This is a genomic window from Variovorax sp. LjRoot84, assembly GCF_964254305.1.
Taxonomy (GTDB): Bacteria; Pseudomonadota; Gammaproteobacteria; order Burkholderiales; family Burkholderiaceae_C; genus Variovorax.
Map to the genome: position 1 here is coordinate 255,831 of NZ_CAXUTE020000003.1, position 21,691 is coordinate 277,521.

At 66.3% G+C, this 21,691-nt stretch carries 24 protein-coding genes; 4 read left to right on the forward strand and 20 right to left on the reverse strand.

What is annotated here, in order from left to right; translation table 11 throughout:
* Positions 1 to 28: 28 nt before the first annotated feature.
* The 18 genes from ACSQ9I_RS39545 to ACSQ9I_RS39630 form a co-directional block, all read right to left on the reverse strand.
* Positions 29 to 1,216, reverse strand: coding sequence for a zeta toxin family protein (locus ACSQ9I_RS39545; RefSeq protein ID WP_436317349.1), 1,188 nt, complete (start codon positions 1,214 to 1,216; stop codon positions 29 to 31).
* Positions 1,213 to 1,692, reverse strand: coding sequence for a hypothetical protein (locus tag ACSQ9I_RS39550; protein ID WP_436317350.1), 480 nt, complete (start codon positions 1,690 to 1,692; stop codon positions 1,213 to 1,215). Before ACSQ9I_RS39550 ends, ACSQ9I_RS39545 begins: the two co-directional genes overlap by 4 nt.
* Positions 1,693 to 1,811: 119 nt before the next feature.
* Positions 1,812 to 2,474, reverse strand: a complete 663-nt coding sequence (locus ACSQ9I_RS39555) for a TraX family protein (RefSeq protein WP_436317351.1) — start codon at positions 2,472 to 2,474, stop codon at positions 1,812 to 1,814.
* A gap of 78 nt (positions 2,475 to 2,552) precedes the next feature.
* On the reverse strand, positions 2,553 to 3,152 hold the full coding sequence (locus tag ACSQ9I_RS39560) for a phospholipase D family protein (protein ID WP_436317352.1): 600 nt from the start codon (positions 3,150 to 3,152) through the stop codon (positions 2,553 to 2,555).
* Complete coding sequence (locus tag ACSQ9I_RS39565) at positions 3,139 to 4,344, reverse strand: LPD7 domain-containing protein (RefSeq protein ID WP_436317353.1); 1,206 nt, start codon at positions 4,342 to 4,344, stop codon at positions 3,139 to 3,141. The genes ACSQ9I_RS39560 and ACSQ9I_RS39565 overlap by 14 nt, the downstream gene beginning before the upstream one ends.
* A gap of 68 nt (positions 4,345 to 4,412) precedes the next feature.
* Positions 4,413 to 6,374: a type IV secretory system conjugative DNA transfer family protein gene (locus ACSQ9I_RS39570; protein WP_436317354.1), complete on the reverse strand. Its 1,962-nt coding sequence runs from the start codon at positions 6,372 to 6,374 to the stop codon at positions 4,413 to 4,415.
* A complete protein-coding gene (gene virB11 / locus ACSQ9I_RS39575; RefSeq protein WP_436317355.1) occupies positions 6,340 to 7,488 on the reverse strand; it encodes a P-type DNA transfer ATPase VirB11 in 1,149 nt (382 codons plus the stop codon). Before virB11 ends, ACSQ9I_RS39570 begins: the two co-directional genes overlap by 35 nt.
* Positions 7,457 to 8,797: a type IV secretion system protein VirB10 gene (gene virB10, locus ACSQ9I_RS39580; protein ID WP_436317356.1), complete on the reverse strand. Its 1,341-nt coding sequence runs from the start codon at positions 8,795 to 8,797 to the stop codon at positions 7,457 to 7,459. The genes virB11 and virB10 overlap by 32 nt, the downstream gene beginning before the upstream one ends.
* Positions 8,794 to 9,636 (reverse strand): P-type conjugative transfer protein VirB9, encoded by an 843-nt coding sequence (virB9, locus tag ACSQ9I_RS39585; RefSeq protein ID WP_436317357.1) that lies wholly within the window; start codon positions 9,634 to 9,636, stop codon positions 8,794 to 8,796. The genes virB10 and virB9 overlap by 4 nt, the downstream gene beginning before the upstream one ends.
* A complete protein-coding gene (locus tag ACSQ9I_RS39590; RefSeq protein WP_436317358.1) occupies positions 9,633 to 10,355 on the reverse strand; it encodes a virB8 family protein in 723 nt (240 codons plus the stop codon). Before ACSQ9I_RS39590 ends, virB9 begins: the two co-directional genes overlap by 4 nt.
* Positions 10,356 to 10,509: 154 nt before the next feature.
* Positions 10,510 to 11,562 (reverse strand): type IV secretion system protein, encoded by a 1,053-nt coding sequence (locus ACSQ9I_RS39595; RefSeq protein ID WP_436317359.1) that lies wholly within the window; start codon positions 11,560 to 11,562, stop codon positions 10,510 to 10,512.
* A gap of 5 nt (positions 11,563 to 11,567) precedes the next feature.
* Positions 11,568 to 11,810, reverse strand: coding sequence for a hypothetical protein (locus ACSQ9I_RS39600; RefSeq protein ID WP_436317360.1), 243 nt, complete (start codon positions 11,808 to 11,810; stop codon positions 11,568 to 11,570).
* A 14-nt stretch (positions 11,811 to 11,824) separates the two neighbouring features.
* Positions 11,825 to 12,559: a type IV secretion system protein gene (locus tag ACSQ9I_RS39605; protein ID WP_436317361.1), complete on the reverse strand. Its 735-nt coding sequence runs from the start codon at positions 12,557 to 12,559 to the stop codon at positions 11,825 to 11,827.
* Entirely contained in the window at positions 12,552 to 15,059 is a 2,508-nt protein-coding gene (locus tag ACSQ9I_RS39610; RefSeq protein ID WP_436317362.1) for a VirB4 family type IV secretion/conjugal transfer ATPase, read from the reverse strand. The genes ACSQ9I_RS39605 and ACSQ9I_RS39610 overlap by 8 nt, the downstream gene beginning before the upstream one ends.
* Positions 15,060 to 15,073: 14 nt before the next feature.
* Positions 15,074 to 15,442, reverse strand: coding sequence for a type IV secretion system protein VirB3 (locus ACSQ9I_RS39615; RefSeq protein WP_436317363.1), 369 nt, complete (start codon positions 15,440 to 15,442; stop codon positions 15,074 to 15,076).
* 12 nt (positions 15,443 to 15,454) lie between these two features.
* Complete coding sequence (locus ACSQ9I_RS39620) at positions 15,455 to 15,739, reverse strand: TrbC/VirB2 family protein (RefSeq protein WP_436317559.1); 285 nt, start codon at positions 15,737 to 15,739, stop codon at positions 15,455 to 15,457.
* Between the two features lie 35 nt (positions 15,740 to 15,774).
* Entirely contained in the window at positions 15,775 to 16,077 is a 303-nt protein-coding gene (locus ACSQ9I_RS39625; RefSeq protein WP_436317564.1) for a hypothetical protein, read from the reverse strand.
* Positions 16,078 to 16,148: 71 nt separating this feature from the next.
* The gene (locus tag ACSQ9I_RS39630; protein WP_436317364.1) at positions 16,149 to 16,679 is read right to left on the reverse strand and encodes a hypothetical protein; all 531 of its coding nucleotides are present in this window, start codon (positions 16,677 to 16,679) and stop codon (positions 16,149 to 16,151) included.
* Between the two features lie 338 nt (positions 16,680 to 17,017).
* Between ACSQ9I_RS39630 and ACSQ9I_RS39635 the strand changes: the two genes are divergently transcribed.
* Genes ACSQ9I_RS39635 through ACSQ9I_RS39650 form a run of 4 tightly spaced genes read left to right on the forward strand, consistent with a single transcriptional unit; the run spans position 17,018 to position 19,338 of the window.
* Entirely contained in the window at positions 17,018 to 17,812 is a 795-nt protein-coding gene (locus ACSQ9I_RS39635) for a ParA family protein (RefSeq protein WP_436317365.1), read from the forward strand.
* On the forward strand, positions 17,809 to 18,717 hold the full coding sequence (locus ACSQ9I_RS39640; RefSeq protein ID WP_436291249.1) for a ParB/RepB/Spo0J family partition protein: 909 nt from the start codon (positions 17,809 to 17,811) through the stop codon (positions 18,715 to 18,717). Before ACSQ9I_RS39635 ends, ACSQ9I_RS39640 begins: the two co-directional genes overlap by 4 nt.
* Positions 18,714 to 19,061, forward strand: a complete 348-nt coding sequence (locus tag ACSQ9I_RS39645) for a hypothetical protein (protein ID WP_436317366.1) — start codon at positions 18,714 to 18,716, stop codon at positions 19,059 to 19,061. The genes ACSQ9I_RS39640 and ACSQ9I_RS39645 overlap by 4 nt, the downstream gene beginning before the upstream one ends.
* Entirely contained in the window at positions 19,045 to 19,338 is a 294-nt protein-coding gene (locus ACSQ9I_RS39650) for a hypothetical protein (protein ID WP_436291247.1), read from the forward strand. Before ACSQ9I_RS39645 ends, ACSQ9I_RS39650 begins: the two co-directional genes overlap by 17 nt.
* A gap of 318 nt (positions 19,339 to 19,656) precedes the next feature.
* Here ACSQ9I_RS39650 and ACSQ9I_RS39655 read toward each other — a convergent pair whose 3' ends face one another.
* Positions 19,657 to 20,190 carry an H-NS family nucleoid-associated regulatory protein gene (locus tag ACSQ9I_RS39655; RefSeq protein WP_436317367.1) on the reverse strand — a complete coding sequence of 178 codons (534 nt, stop codon included), beginning with the start codon at positions 20,188 to 20,190 and terminating at the stop codon, positions 19,657 to 19,659.
* Positions 20,191 to 20,319: 129 nt separating this feature from the next.
* Positions 20,320 to 21,345 carry a tyrosine-type recombinase/integrase gene (locus ACSQ9I_RS39660; RefSeq protein WP_436317368.1) on the reverse strand — a complete coding sequence of 342 codons (1,026 nt, stop codon included), beginning with the start codon at positions 21,343 to 21,345 and terminating at the stop codon, positions 20,320 to 20,322.
* Positions 21,346 to 21,691 lie beyond the last annotated feature (346 nt).

The window sequence follows — 21,691 nt, forward strand, 5'->3', positions numbered from 1 at the left end:
AGGTTCAGTGCTTCTTGTGCCGCGAACCTCAGCGCGTAGACGGATCCCTCGGCGGCAGCTCCTTGGCCTTCTGCTCCTGGGCCTTCTCGCGTGCCGCGATCCGCGCCATGTCGCCTCGCTCGATCCGCTGTGCGATGTTCTCGCGCGCGTGAAAGAGCAGCCGTTTGCCTTCCTCGCCGCCGTACTTTTCGGCCTCGATGACCGCCATGCCCAGGGATCTCACGGCGCGGGCGTGGTGCGGGAACTCCTTTTCGAATTCGAAACGGTTCATCGCCCGGAAGGCACCTGCCTCGCGGGCCCACTTCAGCATCTGGGCAGCGGCCGGATCGTGCTCGCAGCGGGCCACGGCCTCGTTGCGCCAAGTCAGTGTCTGGCTGGCTACATCGCGCGGCACAGCCGGGTCGTTGGCCAGGCGCTGGACCAGGGTCTCCCAGCGCATCGCGAACTTGACCAGCTCCTTGGGTGATCGAGGCTTGTCCAGCAGCACGTCCAGCGTCTCCTGCGCGCGGGGCAGGCGGTTGATGTCGCCGTCAACGACGCGGCTCTCGTAGATCTGCGCACCGTCGTGGCCGATCACGCGCAGGCCGTCCACCGCACGGCGGTGCTCCATCGCGCCCAGCAAGGCGCGGACGTTCCCGAACGCCAGCTCGTGGTTCTGCACGGACGGCTGCTCGACCGCCAAGCCAGCCCGGCGGCGCATCTCGTACCCTGCCAGCAGGGCCAAGCGACTCTCTTCGCGGGAAGCCGCCACAAAGACGGCCTGAACGACATACCCGTTGTGCCGGAGTTCGGAGGCCAGCTTCGGCATGGCCTTGACGTCCAAGGTCTCGACTTCAGCGACAAGGTTCAAGCGCTTCCTCTGAACTTCCTCGACGAGGCGGTCGAACCAGGTTTGGCAGTCGCTGGTGATGCGGGCAGCGGCCATCGGCGGGATGTCGCCTCCAACCGCCCAGACGGGGTGGTAGGCGCGCAGCCGGTTCATGGAGACATGGACGGCGGTCGCCACAGTCTGGGTCAGCTGCCGGCGAAGCTGGACGGTGGCGTAGGTGACGCCCGCGCCGGGCGGTCCGGCGACGATCATGGCGACAGGCCGCTCGGCAGTTTGGGCGCCGGCGAGCAGGTCGGGCGAGACGCAACGCTCGTACAGCCGGCGAAGCTCACGCTCGGAAACGGCGGACGGCCCGGACGCCGGGGCAGGGGAGGGCGTGCGCGTCATGCCAGACCCTCTGCCGGGTCCGCATCGCGAGGGGCACCGAAGCGGGCCAGGACGTCGCGGATCGCATTCGCATCGCTCGGATCCAGGACCGCGAGGACGTTGCGCGCATCGTCACGTTCCTGCTTCAGGCGCGCGATCTCCGCAGCGTCGGGATCGGCGGCCGCCGCCAGGTCCTCGATCAGCAGCGTGCGGGAGGCGATGTACTGGTCCACCAGTGCCAGCGCCAGCTCGGCGTCGAGCACGGACTTCATCGAGTCCCATTGCCGCTTGTCATAGGCGAAGTAGGGCCGGGTGGACTCAGCCACGTGGTGGACCAGCGGCCGCTCCTCATCGATGGAAAAGTCCCCGATGCGCACCGCCTTGGCGAGCATCATGCGGATCGCGTCCGGCAGCTCCAAGCCGCGTGCGTGGGCCATCTTCATGGCTTTTTCCGCGATGGCACGGTCGATGCGGAGGTGAAGGTTCAGGCTGTCCATTCGACCGCGAGTTATAGCAGCCCCCATGCCGCATCCGCGAAATCGATCCCCTAGCTTGAGCCGGGGCCGCTACGGAGCTCAGCCTGCCACCGGCTCGTCGCGCCCACCATCCGGGCCGTTCAGATCAGCTGCTGCACGAGCGCGATCAGCGTGAGGTGCGCTGGATAGAAGGCGTAGAAGACCCAGCGGTTGCGCGGCATTGGAATGTCGACCTGACTTGCGCCCCAGATCAAGGGCAGGGCGGCCAAGGCGGCGAAGTTGCCGTTGATGACGGCGAGTGACGCTGTCGCCGAGGCCCATAGCAGCAGCCGAAGCGCGCCTGGCCTGCGCAGGAAGGCCCAGGCACCCAGGCAGTAGAGCAGCGCCGGCCACCAGAACTCCACCATCGCGCCACCGAAGAGGAAGGCGATCAGCGCCGCGCAGCGGTGGGCCCGGCCGCCCCGTTCGAGCAGCCAGACGATCAGCGTCGCCAGGAAGAGCGTGGCCAGGATGTTCAACGGCCACCCGCCGACCAGGTGGATGAAGGCCGGCGTCGCCAGCAGCGCAAAGATCGCCAGGCGCTGCATGATGCGCAGGTGGATGCCGGCCTCGAGCGCCCCGGGCCGTGCCAGGTGGACCATGAGCACGAAGCCGAAGAGCGGCATCGCCATGCGGCCCAGCGCGTAGAGGGCCGGGCTCGCCTCATGCAGCAGGTACTTGTTGACGTGGTCGCCCGCCATGAGCAGCAGGCCCACCCATTTGAGCGCTTCGAGCGAGCCGTCCGAGAGTGACCAGGCGTTCATCGACGCCAGGGGTTTTCCCCGGGCGGGCACCTGGAGCCTTCGGGCCCTGGCGGCGGGATGGCGGAGACCTTTCATGAATCAGTACGCGGGCGGCAAGTCGGTGCCTTCGTCCCACAGGCGTCGCCACTCCGCGCCGTATTGCGCGGCGAGCGCCGGCGCGTTGCGCACGACCAGCACGTTCTCGGCGTTGCGCTGCGCGGCCGAGGACGTGTAGTTGAAACTGCCGGTCTGCACGGCCGTGCCGTCCGCCACGATGAACTTGTTGTGCTGCAGCGCATGGCGGGCATTGGTGCGAACCGGAACCCGTTCGTTGGCCAGGAAGCGCGCGGCAGAATACGCCTTGGCCGCCTCGCCGGCATCGACCACCACGAAGACCTTGACGCCGCGGCGCTGCGCATCTCGCAGGGCGGTGGCTACCGGCCGGCTGGTGAAGGAGTAGGCCGCGACCAGCAAGGTCGAGCGGGCGCCCCGGATGGTGTCCAGTACCAGGGGCAGGGCCTGTCCGGGCGTGAACGCGGCCGCGTACGAGGCCGCCAGTGTGGGGGCGGGGGTGGAGGCGAGGGTGGGCGGCGCCAATTGCGCAAGGCCGGCGCGAGGCGTAAGCAGCGCAAAGGCCAGACTTGCTGCCAGGGCCGCGAACTTCAGTCCTGGCCCCCAACGAAGGCTAGAAGCGCTCATTGCTCAACTCCTCCCTTTCTCGGCCCGTGCGCTGGCGCACCTGCATCGGCGCGGGGCGCATGCGGCGATCCGGGAGATGGATCTCCCGGCCCTGCTCCAGCGCATCGGCCATCCGCTCGCGAATCAGCTGCACCAGGCGCTGCTGGGAGGCTGGGTCGGTCGTGACGCGCTGGGCGTACTGTTCGGCCAGCTTGAGGCCCGCCGCCGCCGTGGCCAGTTCCGGGTGCTGGTCCAAGGACGCATCGGACAGGAGTTCACCGGTGCGCACGAGCCTGGCGCGGCGTTCCATCGCGCGGAGGTGATCCGCTGTCTCGATGCTCCACCGGGCGCGCTGCGCGACGATCTTCTTCTCGCCCACCAGTTCGCCGTCTGCATTGCGGGCGGGCACGCGGACGTTGACCGGACGGGTGCCGTGCTGCGTGAGCACCACGGGGTCGCCGATGCGCGGCTGCGAGGCCGATTCGGCCAGCGCGCGCTCGAGGTCCGCACCCCAAATGGTGCGCTCGCCGACTTCGGTGCGAACCATCACGTAGAAGGACATGCGTTGCGCTGGATCGAACTGGTATGGCGCGGCGGCCGCCGCCACCAGCAGGCCGGTGACGGGCGCTCTCGGGCCTGCGCGCAGCGATCGACCGTCTTGCACTGCCTCGGGTGGATGACCACCGGCAATCCCGGCGGGCTCGGCGGGCGCAGATCCTTCGCGCGCGGTCGCTGCTTCGCGGTCGGTGGACGCCGCCTGCGGCCTCGGACCCTGTCCCGTCTCGTGCGGTGGCCGCCACTGCTTCAGCGCGCGCTGCACCTGGAGGATCTCAGCCTCGCTCGGCTCGTAGCCGCGGGCCTCGATGCCGCGCAACGCCGCTTCGCGCCACATGCCCTGGCGAAAGGACTCGGTCCCCTTGAGTTCGATCACTTGCCAGCCGCGCGCTTCCGCGATCGCCACGACGCTGTGCAGCACCTCGCGGTTCTCGGTCCGCACGCGGATGCGGTCGCCGTCGTCGATGAAGGCGAGGGTGCGGTCCGGGAAGAAGTAGCGATCATCCACGTGCAGGTAGCGGCGCTCGATGGCGTCGGGCACGCGGAGACGGCCGTGGCCCGCGGGAGGTGCATCCCCTTGGACGGAACCGGCGAAGTCCCCAGGGGCGGTGCCTGCGGTTCCGGTGGCGGAGATTTCGGGGGGCTGGTCTGTGGACATTGCGGGTCCTTTCAGGTGCGTGCGTGATGCTTGGCGATTCGGGTTGTCCGAGCTGACTCGATGCGACTTCAGTCCAGGAGTCGCGCCATGAACTCATCGGCCCGGTGCTTCATGTCCTCGTCGCTGAGCTTCTCGGTGGGAATCTCCACGTCGTCGAAGTCGAACGAGAAGTCGTCCAGCTTCAGGTCGTCGTTCAGTACATCGCTGGCCATGGTGCTGCCCTCCTTCGTCAGTGCAGCGCCACCGCCTGGTGGCGTGGCGTTGGTGAGGGATCCGGGATTCGTGCCTGCGGCGTCGTCTTCGTCACCGGGCGTCGCCGCCCGAGCGGTCGCGATGACGCGACTGGACCTGTCCACCTCCAGCTTCGGCACCGATGGCGGGGCCAGTTCGCGCTTGGCGAAGAACCTGTCACGGAAGTAGCAGACCCGGTGCGCCAGCACGGGGCGCAGGCCTTCGTAGAACACGATCATCCGATCCGCGCCCAGTTCCTTCACCTCCTGCGGCAGCAAGAGGCGGCGCGGCTGCTCGCTGATGCTCACTGTCGGCGCCTTGCCCCCGCTGCCCATGCCACCCCACATCGGGCGGCTCACGTTCTTCTGCTGCACGGTGTAGGTGCCCAGCTCGCGCGAGATGGCTTCGGCGTCCTCGTACTCCTTGGGTGGGAACACGATGCGCGCGGCCAGCATCTTGCGGATCGACTTGGCGCCTTCGACCCCGTACTTCTCGATCAGCTGCGAGTGGGATTGGACGATGACGACGGTGCGCACGTTGTAGCCGGGCAGGAAGGCCGTGGATTCGGCGATGACGGGGATGCGGCCGAGCGCCGGAAACTCGTCCAGCATCAGAAGCAGCTGGTGGCGAAGCTGCGGGTTGTTCTCCGGCAGCTCGCGCGTCTGCAGGCCGATCGCCTGCTGGAAGAAGAGATTGAGCAGCGGCTGCAGCCGGGCGATGTTGTCCGGGTTGATCTGGACGTAGATGGAGATCGGGCGCTTGCGCAGCTCGCGCAGGTCGAAGTCGTTGGCCGAGGTCGCGGCATCGATCATCGGGTTGAGCCACAGGTCCAGGCGACTGGTGAAGGTCTTGCGGATGCTCGAGGCCGTGGTGGGTGCCAAGTCGATCACGTCGTACAGGCTCTGCACCGCCTCCTGCGACAGCGGATAGCCGGCCCGCTCGCAGGCGTCGATCACGCGCTTCCAGTGCTTCTGGAAGCCCTCGGCGTCGCTGGCCATGCCCTGGCGCAGCACCTCGCCCAGGGTGCGGGTGGCGCCCTCGGTCTCGAAGAGGTACAGCGCGATGCCGAGGAACAGCGAGCGGGCCGAGGATGTCCAGAACGGGTCGCCGACCTGCGGGTCGGGAAAGAGCATGGTGCCGATGCGCTGCAGGTCGTCGATGCAGCGATAGGGCAGCTCCGACACGTAGCCGAGCGGATTCCAGCGCGCCGAGCGCTCGCGCTCGGAAAGCGGATCGAACAGGTGAACCTCCTGCCCATGGGCCTGGCGGAAGCCCGCCGTGCGCATGAAGTTCTCGCCCTTGATATCGCTGACGATGGCGGAGCCGGGCCAGTTCAGCAGGTTGGGAATGACGACGCCGACGCCTTTGCCGCTGCGCGGAGGCGCCTCTAGCTCCACGCCTTGTTGGCCCGGCAGGACGAGGTAGCGGCGGCCCAGGCGGCCAAGGATGATGCCGTTCTCGTTGAGCAGGCCCGCTTGCGCAATCTCGCGCCGGGCGGCAAACCGGGCATCGCCGTGCAGGGGTCGGCGTCGGGGCAACATCGCGAAGGCCACCAGCCCCACCATCATCCCCTGGGAGCCGACCAGGGTCGCAATGAGAGTGTGGCGAACGTCGGGTCGGTCGCCGTATGCAGTCCAGTATTGATGGATGGTCAGCAGCGTTGCATGCTGCGGCGGCAGCCTCATGGCCATCAGGAAGGCGTAGCCGGCGACGTACAGGCCGACCACCGCCGCCACCAGCAGCGCAACCGCGATCTTGAAGGGGCTAGGCAAGCCCTCGGAGCTTGGTGCCCGGGTCATACCAGATCTCCCGCACGATGCGCCGCTGCCGGCCATCCTGCCGATCTCTCGCGCACTGCACGACGATGTCCACGCTCAGCTGGGCCAGTTCCACGCCTTCGCGCGTGCTCATGCCCTGGCCGGCCTGGCTGCGCTTCATCAGCTGGGCCAGCGCCACAAAGGCCATCTCCGCGCTGTCCGCGTGCACGCTGGTGATCGAGCCCGGATGGCCAGTGTTCACGGACACCAGGTAGTCGTAGACCTCTTCGCCGGTGCGCAGCTCGGACACGAACACGCGGTCGGGGCGCTGCCGCTTGGCGCTGGCCAGCAGCTGGCCGGGCGTGACCTCGGCCTGTCCTTGGGCGCCCTGTGAGTAGAAGAGCCGCACGTGGTTGGGCTGGTTGCGCAGCGACAGCTCCTTCACGTCCTCGATGGTGATGAGACGGTCCTCGCCAGGCACCTCGAGGATCAGCGCCTTGCTGACGGTGGTCTTGCCGGAGCCGGTGGCGCCGGACAGAAGGATGTTCTTGCGCAGCTGGACGGCGCGGCGCAGGAAGGAGACGAATTGCCTGCGCGCGAGGAGCCCCGTCAGCTCCCGGTCGCCCGGCGACAGGTGCTCCAGGTCGGCTTGCCGTGCTTGGATCGCGGGAAGGCTGCGGGTGGCCTCGAAGATGCGCAGGCTCTCCAGATCCTCGAGGGTCCAGAGGGCGTTGGACGGACGCCGGATCGTGATCGAGACGGTCCGGTCCAGGGTGGCGGGCGGCAGCACGATCTGGATCCGTTCGCCGCCGGGCAGGGTGGCGGACAGGAGGGGCTCGTTGGCCGAGATGCGCTGGCGCGTGAAGTTGGCCACGAGCTTGGCGATGGACAGGCACCAGTCGAAGCTGGCGAAGGGCAGTTCCTCGCGCACCCAACCGGACTGCCGCTCCACGAAGGCCACGCCCGGCTCGTTGATGCAGATCTCGGTGACCTCGGGATCGTCCAGCAACCGGCTGAGCGGACCCAGAAAGAGGGCGAGCGACGAGGGCGGCTCGGCAGACGCAGCAACAGGTGCGGGTCGACTCGTCGCCTGCCAGCTGGCTGTTGCGGCGCCAGGCTCGCGGTCAAGGGGTGGCCGGGTCGGTTCGAAGCGCATAGACGCTCCTGAAATCCACGTCGCGCGCCACCAGGATCTGGATGCGCTCGCCCTGGTTCTTGATGACGGTGGGTGGGATCGAGACGGTGCTGCGCAGCACCTCCGTGATGATGTCGCGGCTGCCCTGAGGGCCGAGCACCACGCCGCCGCCGCTGCCGACGTTGGTGCCGCTTTGCTGATGGGCTGCGATGGCCTGCATCGTGCCGTCGATCACCGAGATCAGGATCGCGGCACCGAAGCGGTCCCAGAAGTGGGTGTCGACGAAGCCCGGCAGGCCGTTGCGTCCCAGCTCGTCGGTGCCGGGGGAGGCCAGCTGCACCACGACGCCGGTGGGCGTGCGAGCCTCGTTCCACACGACGAAGACCCGGCCCTGTCCCTGGCGCGGCGTGCCGCGCTGCTCGCCGACATACTTGGTGCCACGCTCCAGCAACACCACCTTGCCGTCGGCACCATAGATGTCGCTGGCGCCGATGCAAGTGGTCATGCCCTCGTAGGTGGAATCGATGGCGGTTTCCAAGGTGCAGTCGATGAAGGCGCCCTTGGGCAGCAGCATGCGCCGCGTCGGCAGGGTCTGGGCGGCGACCGCTGGGGTGGGCGTGGGCCGGAGGCTGGCGGCGAGGCTGCCGCCATTGGGTGCTCCTGGGGTCGCCCCCGGCGCCTGCAGCGCGCCGATCAGCTGCGCCATCCCAGGAACGCCACCGAGCAACGTCGCCGGATCTGCGAACGCGTGCGGCGTTGTGGCGCCTGCCGGCTGGGCTGTCTGCGCGCGGCGAAGCACGGGAACGCCCAGCTGGCGTTCCAGCGCGATCTGCTCGGGCGTCTTCTGCGGCGGGCCCGCGTTGGCCGTGTTCGCTGGCGCCGGAGGTGGCGGTGGGACTGGGTTCGTGGAAACCGGTGTCGGGTCCATCGGGGCCCTCGGCGGCTCGATGCGGCCCAGCGGGGGCACTTTCATCTCGCCGCCGGCGCGTGCGGCGGCTGCCTTTCTCGCGGCTTCTTCGGCCTCCCGGGTCTTGGTGTACTGCGTGTTGTAGTACCAGAACAGGAAGCCAGCGCCCAACAGGATGATCGTTGCCAGCGCCAGCGAGCCGCTGATGCGTGACTGGATGGAGCGCTCGCGATTGACCGACGGGATGGCACGCTCGCCCTGGATCGTCGTGCTCTCTGGGGCGGCTCGGGATGCCTCATTTCCTGGGTCCGTGGCGCGTCGCGCAGACAGGACCTCTCCGGTGTCCGGATCGATGTCAGGTGTGTCGTCATCCTCCGGCCGATTCGCCTGGGAGCCGCGGCGAGTCCGATCCAGCCAGGTCATGGCCCGTCTCCCGTGGTGATGCGCTGCACACCTGGCGCGTTGGTGTGGGTCGGGGTGCGTGCGCCGCCGCCGGCGAAGGACTGGTTGACGACGCAGCCGACCAGCTTGCCCCGGCGCAGCACGAAGCGGCGCGCCACGCGGTGGATGACAACCTCGTCATCGTCGACGTTGAAGTTCAACAGCGACTCGGACCCGTCGTCGTTCTGGACGAACATGGCCGGGAACTCGGAGCGCGCCTGGAAACGCAGCCGGGTGTGCACCCCATCGTCGTACGCGCTCATGGGCTTGAGCGACTCGCTGCCGCAGAACCAGTAGTCGGTGTTGCGTGGGCGGTCGGCCGCCCCTCGGCTCATGCGCGCTTCGGTCCGGCGGCGTTCCCGGTCCGCTGCCGCGGCGCGGGCCTCGTCCTCCGGGTAGCTGAAGCGAACCGAATAGACCATGCGCCTGGCGGCAGGGCCCGTGGGAGCAGTGGCCGACACGACATAGTCGAAGTGGTAGGCCCGCCGGTTGGTGAGGACGGTGAGGTTGGTCGAGGCGCGCGCCTCCCTGGGCTTGATGAAGAAGTGGTTGCGCTCCGCGCCGACGTCGAAGGCGCCGTTGTCTCCGGAGCCCAGGTTCACGAACTCCTCGCCTTCGGCAAACTGCAGGTGGATTTGGTAGCCGACGTAGCCCTGCAACGTGATGACGTCGTCGGGGTTGTAGGCGACCACGCGCACGCGGGCGTCTATCTTGCCGGCCGGGGGCACGGTCGCGGCAGGGGCGAAGGACGCAGAGAGCGCCAGACCCGCCGCCAATCCGATGGCGAACGGAAACGTGCGGTGGGCGCCTTGGGGCCTCATCGCGCATCCTGCCTGCTTGGCGCCACGCCCGCGGCGGCGACCTCGGGCTCACGGCGGTACTCGACGATGCGAAAGCCCAGCGGGTTGAGCGAGCGCATCTTGTCGTCCTTCGATGGCTGGACATAAGCGAACTCGATCGTGGAGACCCAGTGGCTCGCCTGCTCCTCCCCGGTACCGCCGGCGCGCGTGGCGCGGGTGAAGCGGACCTGGGCCAGCTTGTCCTTGCCGCTTTCCAGCTTGAGGAAGGTGACCGAGCGCACCTGGGTGCGGATGGACGTGCCGTCCTTGTAGACGTTCAGCGGCGAGGCTGGGTTGTTGGTGGCCCACAGGGCCGCCCACTCCTGGTTGAGGCGAGGCGAGTTCTGCGAAGCGACCAACTCGTAGTCGGCCTCGGCGGTGCCGTAGAAGTAGCGCTCGCGCGCGATCACGTAGTTCTGCAGCAGGTTGCGCGTCACAACCTGCTCGATGTCGGTCGTGCCCTCGTAGGTCGGAACGATGTCCACGACCCCGCTGCTGCTGTCGACGCGGATGAGAACGGGAACGGGCTGCTTCAGCGGCGTGAGGCCGCTGATGGCGGCGACTGCGAGCAAGGCGACGGCTGCCGCCACTGCGGCGACGATCCAGGCGAGCTTGGCGGAGCGCTCCGCCCGACGCGCGCGGTCGAGTTCCCAGCTCTGGGCCTCGAGCAGGTAGTTCTCAAGAGCGGCGTCCCGGTGCATGAACCGCTCCTGAGTTGGAGGCACCGGTCGAGGCGTTGATCGGTGTGAGTGGCCCTTCGCACTCCGGCGGCATCGGCGGGCGGGTGCCGCAGGCCGCCAGGAGCACGGCCAGCAGGGAGAGCGCGGTCGATGGCTTCATTCGCACGCTCCACCGCTAGCGATTGCGCGAGGGGTTCGGCATGACTTGCTCCCTTGGAAGAACGGTGCCGCCGCGGCGTGAAGTGCCGATCTGGCCGATGGAGGCTACACCTGCACCGACGCGATTGCCCGCCAATCGGCGGAACGAATCCCAGCGACTGCCCGGCTCTCGCCGCAGGCCGTCGAGCACGCCGCGGCTGAATTCGTAGCTGGTGCGCTTGGCACCTCCGAGCCCCCAGCGGAGCATCCCGCTAACGACACCATAAGTGCTCAGCGCGACACCGCTCGCAAGTCCTGAAGCGATTGGCATAACTTGGCGCATTACTAGGAAAACGAGGGCCGAGGCAATGCAGACTCGCGCACTGGCGGCAATGGTTATCCCAGCACCTGCGGCCGCTGCACTGGACGCGTACGCCTTGACGATGTTGAGGAGTAGCGATGCAGCGAACATGGTGAGCACGCCGACGAGTGCGTAGTTGGCTAGCTGCGCGGTCCAAGATTCAAAAAATCGTCGGGTTGCATCAAAGAAAAGCAAGACGATGAAGATCGGGCCCAACGCCAGCAAGATTGCAGTGGCCACCTTCGACAGCCCAAGCATGAATGCCGTCACGACAACGGTCAGGCCAACCAGTAGATAGACCAGAAACCCTGCCGCATAGAACGCAAAGTCGCTATCAAGCACGCTTCCCTTCTTGAGCAGTTGTTCGGCAACCGCCGTTCCGTCAAGCCAGACTTGATCAATCACGCTTACGACTGTCGGTGCACCAACGACAGATGCCGCCAGCTGCTCAGGTGCTCGATAGAAGGTATCCGTGATGACTTGGTTGTAGGTCCACAGCCGAAGCCCCACGCCAAGGACGATCGCGATGGTGAAGATGCGCTTGACTCCCTCCCAGATCGGCTCTTGGATTCGTCCAGTGAGGCTGAGATAGCCCCAGATCATCACGTACATGGTTGCGAGCGTCACTGCAGCAGGCTCAATTGCGGACGCGACCTGCGCAGAGTGCGTGCCAACATAGTTGGCAAGCTGGCCATCGAGCCAAGAGAAGAATTGAGCGAAAAAGCCCATGATTGCTAGCGGGCGTTGCCCTGCGGAATCGGAACCGGCTTGAGGTCTCGCGTGCTGCCGATGCCTTCAAGCTTTCGCCGGGTCAGGTCGTCATCAGTCATATTCGGTGCTGGAGCCGGAGGCAGGGGTGGTTGCTGCACCACGGAAGGCGTCAGTTCTACGGCCTGGTGCTGGATGAGGTAGTACGCTCCGCCCCCTGCTGCTGCGGCAACGATGATTGCGAACAGTGTCCAGGTTGTCTTCTGCATATAGGTCCTGCGCGTTAGTAGTCGACAGTCGGAAGCGATCTCATCGAGCCGATGTCCGATGCAGATTGCTCTCGGATGCGCTGTTTGCGCATGAGCTCTTCAGATTGGGCGACTTGATAGAGGCTCTGCAATTTCGTCTGCTCATTGGTGAGCATGTTCTGCTCCGCCTGGATCCTTGCCTGCAGATCCTGGATGGCCTTAGGGTCCTGGGCAGTGGCGATGCGATTGATTAGCTGCTGCAGCGCCGAGAAGCGCTGGCTGGTGTTCTGGTACGCGCTCTGGGTCATTCCATTGAGCATGGCCGCCGACTGTCGGCCTTGCTCGACGATCTGGCGCATCTCCGGACTCAGGGCATCCATCTGGCCGCCTGAGAGGACGCTGTTGGCCTTCATGATCGACTGCACGTGGCTGGCCAGTCCGGCATAGCTTGTCGATGAGCCGTTGAGCGTGTTCATCAGTTCGCCGTAGCTCGGTGGCAGGTAGTTGCGCGCAAGGTCCGAGGTCGGGAGCAGCTGCTCCATGCCTCGGGTCCCTGTCATGGCGCCGTAGGTTAGAGCCAACTGGTCCTTCGACTGTCGGAGCTGGTCGTACTGCTTCTGCATTGCCGAGATCTGCTGCTGCCAGTACATGACCTGCTGCATGAGATTCGCGATGGCCGTGATGTCGATCACCGGGATGCCGGCCTTCGCGTGCAGCGGCGCCAGGAAGGCCGCCGCGGCGAGGAAGAAGGCGAGAAGGTGCTTACGCATGGGAGACCTCCTGGGTCAAAGGTGAAAGGGGCGAGCGATCGGCAAGGGCCGCTTGGAAAGGAGCCAGCCATTGATCGGGGTGCGGCCCATGCGTTTCGATGAGCTCGCGCATGAGGCGGACGTTGCTGGTGCGCCCCGAGATGACATGCAAGGCGTCATCGAAGCCATGGAGATCGAGCTGCGCGACCACGCTCACGTGGTTCTGCTTGATGAGGAACTGGCGCGAGCCGGGCTCGAGTTCCTGCTTGATCAGGGCGAACTCTCGGTCCGTCAGGTTGAAGCCCTGGGTGTACTCGTCGTAGTCCGCCTCCGGGTTGGGAAACAGGATCTTCGTCGGCGTCTGCTCGACGATGGCGCGGGCGATGCTGGAATCGAGCACATGGCTGGTGCTCTGGGTGAAGGTGGCGATGTTGGCGTTCTTCTTGCGCCAGGTCTCCAGCCCGTTCTTGGCGAACTTCGCGAAGGCCGGATCGCTCAGGAGCTTGGCGAACTCGTCCATCCAGCACACCAGGGGCCGGCCGTCGACCATTCGGTTGACCAAGTGGAAGAGGTACATGGTCAGCGGCGCCCGGACCACCTCGTTGTCGAGGAAGTCGGTGACATCGAAGCCAACCAGGGAGTGGTGAGCAAGCAGGGGCGCCACTTCGTCATGGTCGTTGTCGAAGACCCAGGCGTAATCCCCATGCTCCGACGCGCACCACTTGCGAAGGCGCGCGTACATCCCCTCCGGATCCGTGATGTCGAGGAAGGCGACGAGACGGGACAAGCGCCTGAAGGGCGGATCAAGCCTCAGGGTCCCGCGCAGCGCCTGGTCGAGATCGTCTTCTTGGCGGACGGTCAGCGTGTCGTTCGGCGTGCGCATCGCGAGGCGCCTCAACCAGTGGCGCATGAATTCGACGTTGTCGGCGATCGAGTCGTCGAGCTGCAGCGGATTGCAGCCGGTGGGAGCCGCGTTCTTGAGGGGGAGGTACTGGCCGCCCAGCACTCGCACCAGGATGTGCAGGCCTTCGTCCTTGTCGAAGATGACCTGGGTCGCGTCCAGCCGGTTGCAGATGGCCACCATGCAAAAGCCCAGCAGGGTGGTCTTGCCGGTACCGACCGGCCCCACGCCCGTGATGTGTCCCACGTCCCGCCGGCTGCCGCCGTCCGGGCTGCGGGGATCGCTCGCATGCAGCGAGAAGTAGTAGGGCGAGCCGGCGCGCGTCATGAACATGGCCAGCGCATCGCCCCAGTAGTTGCCCGTCGCCCGGCCGGTGGGGAAATTGTGGAAGGGCGACATGGCCGCGAAGTTGCGGCTGGTGATGGGTGCCTTGCGGCTTCGATACGCGAAGTTCCCCGGCAGCTGGGCCCAGAAGGCCGCCTCCAGCGCAAGGTCCTCGCGGGCCACCACCATCCCGGTGTCGCCCAGCAGGTAGCGGGCGCGCGCCACGTGGTCGTTGAGCTGCTTCAGGCGAGGCCGGCCCTCGGCCTCGCTGACGCCGTCGTAGGTGTCGGCCAGCACGTGCAGGCTAAAGTGGTGGTCGCCCACGACGAAGCGGTTGCTCATCAGGTCGTCCAGCGCGTCCTTGAGCTCCTCGGCCTGGGAGACCGCCAGGTCGCCAGCGGCCGCCATCCGGTGATGCTGGCGGCTCATCATGTCGGTGGCGGTGCCCTTGGCCAGGAAGGTGAAGCTCTGGGTCAGCACGAAAGGGAAGGGCGCCGTCAGCAGGGCGCCGAACATGCCCGGCGCCGTGGGCGTCGGATATTCCTTGATGCCCAGGAAGGCGCCGATCCGGGTCTGGGTACCCGTGCGGTACTCCATGGCTTCGTTGCCGAAGAAGGGCCGCGTGGTGGCCAGGACCTCGTTCAGGGGCGAGCGGGGCAGGGGCATGCGCTGCCATTCTCCGTTGATCAGCAGGCCGTAGAACTCCACGAGCGAGGAGAAGAGCACGTCCTTCCCTTCCAGCCGATAGACGCCCAGGGCCTCGGGGTCGTAGCGCTCGAGGGCCGCGAGCAGTTCCTGGCGCAGCTTGGTGCAAGCGTCCAGGGAGTCGCGCAGTTCCGTCTGCGCGCCCTCCCGGTCCGTGCGCTTGAGCAGGCGCAATGCCGCGTTGCCGATCCGGGTGGGTTGCGGTCGAAACACCACCGACAGGTACAGCTCGTTGACCATCAGCCGCTCGCCGGCCATCTTCCGGCGGTAGCGCTGTTCGACTTCATGGGCGAAGCCGGGGATCGTCCGCCCGGCCGGGTAGCCGGTCTCCCGACGCCGGATCACGTGGGTCCACAGCGCCAGATTGGGCGAGGCGATGTTGCGCAGCAGGACATTGAGGCGCTCGTGCCAGCTGTTGATGTCCTCGTCGTCCGCGCTTTCAAAGCTCGCGCCGGCCAGGCGCAAGGTCTGGACGTAGTCGCCCGCGCGCGTGCGGGCCACATGCTCGTCCACATGCGCCGCGAGCGGGATCATGGCCGCGGCGCCGACCTCGCGGCGCAGCGTCTTCTCGGAGCGGGAGAGCAGTTGCATGACGCTATCCCGTATCAGCTCACCGCCGCCGGCGCCGTCCGCATGCGGCGGCGCCCCCGCAGATCCGGCATGTCCAGCGCCAGCGGGCTATAGGAATTGGCGCGCCAGTACCGCAGGTTGCCACCGAGCATGGCCGGAAGGCGCGTGCGTCCCCACAGCTGCAGCAGGTCGAAGAACCGAGGCTCGTACAGGCACACCAGGTAGAGCACCCCGTGGACCGGCACGAAGGCCAGCAGCCAGGCGAGGTTCTTCGTCACGATGAACGACTCGGTCGTGATGATGATGTTGAACATCATGGCCGAGTAGGTGACGCCCCAGACCATGGACGGGCGGGTCATCCCGACGAAGAGCGGGTCCGCGACGATGCCCTGGTTGCGGCTCATTTGCCGTGCCTTTCAGACCCCGAAGAGCCCCCGGATCCAGGACACGATCTGCGGGCCGCCGAAGACCAGCACGGTCCCGATCACGACCGCCACCATCCACCACCAGCTCAAGCGCCCGAACCACGCCATCGCGCCGGAGACCATGACGGCGACCGCCGCCAGCGGCGTCAGGATGGCCACGAGCTGCTGCTGGGTGGCGTTGGCGCCCGTGGCGAACGGGCTGCCGGCCAGGGCCACCTCGGGCAGGAAGACGCACAGCCAGGTGAGAAGGGCCGGCCAGATGGGGGTGGCCCGGATGCGCGCCGTAGAGACCGGTGAGGGCTGGGAGGCGGTTAGTCGAGCAGTTCCATCCGCACCACCGTGCGCCCGGTCCCGAGCGTCTTCAGGTGCGTGGCCAGGGTGTCCAGGCTGCGATAGGTTCGAGGCTGGCCGCCCGAGCCCAGCAACACGCTGCGCCCAATGCGCCAGGCGACGATGGGATGCACCTGGTATCGGGCCGGCTCTACCTCCACGATCACCAGTTCGTTCACCGCACGCTTGTGCAGCAACTCGACCAGCTCGAGCTGCGTCACCGGATTGGCGGGTGGGTCCTGGTTCTTTGCGGTCTGGGTCTTGCGCCGAGCCGTTGTGGCCATGGGGGTGCGTGAATTCCGTGAAGTAGAGGATCGGGTCGGAATTGTGAACGAAAGTGCTCGCAGTCATGGCGCTACTCCGGTCGGCGGGCGGAAACAGTGCGCGGACCCGCCGCGGCGGGGGCGATGAAGACAGGCGTAGAGATGGGCGAAGAGGGCGAGGGCGACTCGGTGCGCCGGGCCTTGCCGTAGACGTCCCACCACGGCGCGGGAGGCAGCGACCTCGCGGGCCGGGATGAAGGAGCGGTGGGAGCGGCCTTCGGCGTGACCGCAGCCTCAGCGCTGCTCTGGGGGGGCGTGGCGGTGCGTGTGGCCGCGGCCAGTTCGCGCTTGAGGCCTGCGATGTCGCTGAGCGTGCGCCCGCGCTCCTCTTCGGCCTCGTTGGCACCTTCCACATCGGCGGCGGCCAGTCGTTCGGCCCTGCGGCGCGCGAGCGTCTCCAGCAGCGCTTCCGACTTCTTCAATTCCTGCCGGAGGATCTTCACGCGATCGCTGTCGCGCGCTGCTTGCTCCGCCGAGGGGATGACGTACTGAGGTGCTGCCGGCGTCTGGGCCAGAGCGCCACAAGTCAAGCAGCCCAGGACCGCGACGAGGCTGAGCGACATGGTTCGCCATCCCGCCTCAACAACCCTGCAGTGATCACGGTTCCTTGCTCGCATGGGGCGCAATGTCCGGCAGCGAGGCGGCGCCTGTCAATGAAGCACCTTTTTCTTAGTTTCTATAGTAAAGCTATAGAAACCTAGACAAAGCGAAAATCCAAGACTACGCTAAGTGCGCGATTTCGCTGGAAAGTCGTCGTCCAATGCGGCGCCGGCAGCTCGCTGAAAACCAAAGTCCAGTCGAATGCATCTGGACAAATGCTTTACGTGTTGTAGCGAGTACTCGCCGCTTCGGCTCTTGGAGCGACGGGGTGTGGTCGGGTTACTGATCCGCGAGGTGCCTCATGAGCCATGTGGTGGTGTTCGGCAATCAGAAGGGTGGCGTCGGCAAGTCGACGCTGTCGGTGCTCTACGCTCATTGGCTGGCCGACGTGCATCGCCAGTGCGTGTGCGTGATCGACCTGGACACGCAGGCCAACACATCGAAGACGTTGCGGCGATTCGAGTCCGGTGTCGTCGCTGCTGACCTGTTCGAAGAGGGCCTCATCGGCGAGATTGCAAGCGATGCAGCGTGCGGCTTGGCACTCGTGGCAGGTGGCAAGCGGCTCGCGGATATCGAGCTTGCGCGTCCGGAGGCCGTGATCCCAGCGTTTCGCAGGAACGTGGCGAGGGTGGCACGGCGCTTCGACACGGTCGTGATCGACACGCCGCCGGCGCTCGGGCTGCGGATGAGTGCTGCACTGATCGCGGCCACGGCGGTGGTCTGCCCGATCGAACTGGAGGAATACAGCATCGACGGCGTGACCGACATGCTCAAGACCATCTTTGGGGTTCGTCAGCGCTACAACCCCCGGTTGCAACTGGCGGGCATCGTGCTCAATCGCTTCAATCCGCATTCGGTGCGTCAGAAGGCCGCGATGCAGCAGCTGGTCGACAGCTATCGGGAGTTCGTGATCCCGGCGCGGATCTCGACGCGTTCGGCCATTCCGGAGGCGCTGGCCAGCGGTCTTCCCGTGTGGGATCTGCCCAAGAGTTCGGCGCGCGAGGCAAGCGCCGAGCTCAAGGCCTTGTTCGGTCTCCTCCAGCAGCGCATGGATTCGGCTGGCGTTGGCGCCTCGATGACGGGAGTCAAGGCATGAGTGCGCCCGCGCTGGACCTCAGCGGTCTTTCGCAGTTTCGCGCCTCCGACCTGCTGGCGGCTGCAGACGATCGTCCCGACCGCGGCGCCCCCACCGCGATCGCTGTGGAACTCATCGATTACGACCCTTCGCAACCCCGCCGCACTTTCAAGGAAGAGAGCATCGAGGAGCTGGGCGTGTCGATCCGCACGCACGGTGTCCTGGAGCCGGTGTCGTTGCGCACGCACCCGCAGCTGCCCGGGCGCTACGTGGTGAACAGGGGAGAGCGGCGCGTGCGCGCGGCGCGCAAGGCGGGCCTGCTCAAGGTCCCGGCTTTCATCGACGAGCGCGTCGATCCCTTCGCGCAGGCCGCGGAGAACCTGCATCGGGAGGACATGTCGCCGTTCGACCTGGCCGCCTTCGTGTGCGCGCGGGAGAAGGAGGGGCTTTCGAAGTCCGAGATTGCCAGGCGCCTGGCCAAGCCGCGTACCTACATCAGTGAGGCGGCGGCGCTCATCGACGCGCCGGAGATGATCCGGAATGCAGTCGAATCGGGTCGCCTCGGCTCCGATGTGCGAACCCTCAACCGCCTCGTCGCTGCGGCACGCGGCTTTCCGGAGAGGGTCGAAGACCTTCTGGCGGGGGACACGCCGATCAACCGGGCCAGCATCGATGCACTGCTCGGCGAGGCGCCACGAGTGCCATCGCCCGTCGCATCGCCGACACCCGACATCGTCCAGTCGCCAAGAGTGGTCAGTGGCGGCCGGACCGTGCTGGTGATCGAGCACGGCGGCCGGCGCGGCTCCCTGCGGCTCAAGGCACAGGACAGCGACGTCGGAGAGGTGAGATTTGGCGATGGCACGCGGAGCGTGCTGCCGCTTGCGGAGCTGCGCCCCGTCTGCTGGGCCACGGAGGAACTGTCATGAATCACCTGCGAGTTGGAACGGATCTCCGGCATCAGCGCGGTGCGACGGCGCTTCATTGGATGCTGGTGGCGGCTTGGTGGTGCCTTTGCGCGGGCTTGCAGCTCGTGCGATGGGCCATCTGCGCATTGCTGGTTTTGGGCGAACCCGTCGTGCGTGCGGTGCTCGTGCCGGTCGCCTTCCTGAGCTTCCTGGTGACCTTGATCTTCGGCTTCCTGATCGGCGACGTGCGCTTCCCGCGCTGGGGCATGTTGGCGTTCTCGGTGGGCGCATTGATGCTCTACTGGCTCTACCTCGGGCTGATGAGCCTGTTCATGACGCTGCCATCGCATGACCACGAGCGTTGACGAAAAGCAGCTGGAGCGCATCGCCAGGCAGCGCAAGTTCGATCCCCGCACGCTGGAGATCGCGCGGCGCCTCTTCATCCACCACGAGAAGCCCAAGCTGCTGTCGGCCGAGTACGGGGTGATCCTGCAGCGGATCTATGCGATCCGCAAGGCCGTGCTGGATTCGGCTGGCCATGACGAACTGACGCTGCGTGGTCCCGCCGAGGCCCTGGAGGCGGCACGGCTCGCCTACGAGAAGCAGATGGCCAAACTGGCGAGGCAGACGCGCAGGGGATGACCGAGAGCAGGGATTCCTCAGACGACTCTGGAGTAGAGGGTTTGGCGCGGCCGCGCACCTGGTTCGCCTACGCGCTCGGCAAGGCTAGCGTCTTGACCAACAATGCCGGCCGATCGTCTCAACCGCAAAGCAGCGCAAGACAGCAACTGCCTCAGTCCGTGCGAGAGACTCCGACGACGCGCGCACGAACGCGATAAACATGGGATTGACGAAAACGGGCACGGCTGGGCGGTACTGTTGATCGAACCTGTCCATCGACGCTGGTCCCGCTAGTACCCAGTCCTATCGCGCCCTTGTGCCGCGGGCTCGACGCCGCTTCTATCTGGCCAAGTCTTCCAATGACTTCCCGGCGTCCAGTGCCGCCTTCAGCCATCCGGGCTTGGGGCCGAACCCACTCCAGGAATTGCCAGCGGCATCCTTGTAGCGGACCTTCGCGGCGCGCTTCGCTTTCTTGCGGGCGGGGCGGGCAGCTGGCGCAACAGTCTCGCCGGACACGGTCTCCACGGAGTCAGGCTTCGACTTCTTGCCCGATCCCACTCGGAATTCGTCGATCGAGCGTCCAGCCGTCAGCGCGTCACGAAACCATTGAGGACGCGGGCCGCGACCCGACCAGGCGTTGCCATTGCCGTCACTGAACTTCGCAGCGGACTTGCCCGAAGCGTTCGTGGCCTTCTTCGGCTGAGCAACTGTCTTGTTCTTGCCAAGTCCCAGTTGTGCAGCCGTCAGGCCGTAGTGCGCAATCGCCACCTTGATACGGTCGATGACACCCTTGACCTCACTGTTGCGCAGAGCTTCTGCCTGTCGTTGAAGCTGTTCGATCTGCTTTTGGATCTGCTTGTACGTCTGGGCCATGGATACTTCCATTGAATGAATAGAGGGCCCGACTTTACTCGGTCATCAATTGGCAGCGAATTAACTCCATTCGCCAGACCTCCAATGCGACTGATTGATGGGCGCCCGTTCGACAGTGTGAATCAGATGTTAGACCACATCTTCGGGACTGCTCACGACTCTGCGGTATTTGCCCATGGCCTCGGGCTCGACCCCAAGCCAACGTGCCACCTGATCCGATTCAGTCCCCCGCCGCAGTTGCCGCAATGCGAAGGTATGCCGCAGTCGGAACGAGCCGCCCTCGCTGGCATCCAGCCCCGCTTCCTCCAAGACCTGCCGGGCGGCCTTGTATTGCGCGTCCTTGCTCCAGGGCTTGCCGCTGCGGGTCGATGGAAAGAGGAAATCTCCGAGAATGCGCGCCTCCGCGCGTACCTGGAGCCAGTGCTGCAGCAGCTCACCGGCCCATGGAGCAATAGGCGTTTCGCGCGCCGGCGAGTTGCCATTGCCGGGCACGGCGACTTTCCATGGGCGTTCGCGTACGCGGCCGCCGCGTGATGTCGGCGCATCGAGCGTCAGTACCCGGACGTCGCCAGGTGCCAGCCCGCCGCCCAACTGCAACGCAACGGCTACCCGATTGCGCAGCTGCTGCCAGGTGAAAGCCACATGACTGTCGCGGCGTGAGCCCGACAGACCCGGACGAGGGCGCGCATCCGACAGAAACGTGATCAGGTGCCGGGCCTCGGCCACCGACAGGAACTCAGGCAAGGGATCGGCCTGCGCGGCCTCGGCGTACCGGATCTCCGGGTGGTCATCGACCCAGTCGCTCGCCGCCGTGTTCACGGGCTCGCCAGTCTCCTCGGCATGGTGGCGCAGCACGCGGTCGATGAGGCGCAACAGGCGAAGCGCGTGGCGTGGAGTGAGCGACAGGTCGGCGCTTTTCATGCCGAAGCGGGCCGCCTGGAACGCCTCCAGGTCGCGGGCATCGATCGACGCCAACGTCACCGCAGGGGATTGCCCGAGGCACCAGGCCGTGAAGCTGCCCCACATGTCACGGTAGACCTCGATGGACGAGGACTGCCGCAGGGATCCGGTCGCGCGCTGGTCCTGCAGCCATCGCTCGAACGCCAAGCGATGACCAGCGGCTGGGGATTCTTCGAAGAGGGAAAGTGAAGGCATAAATACGCTAACGGCGAGGCGCTATCTTGTGCCCAGCTGAATTGGGTGTTGTCAGCGGGAGGGGAAGTGGGCTGTACGAGGTGTTTGGTTGTAAAGGTACGCCGTTAGTGTATTTGCGAAGGCGAGAGGCGCCAACTCAAAATCAGTCACCGAATGGGCGCCAGGGGTCAGATGCAGATGTCGTGGCAGGAGTGCGAAGCCGCCGGGCTAGATGCGCACCGGTCCCTGACCCAGAGGACGTGTTTCCGGATCGATGGCTCAGCCAGGACAGCTTCCAGTGGGTGCATCTTCCATACCAACCGCGGGCATGCAAGTGAGCCCAATCGCAGCGCCCTGCAGGAAGCCG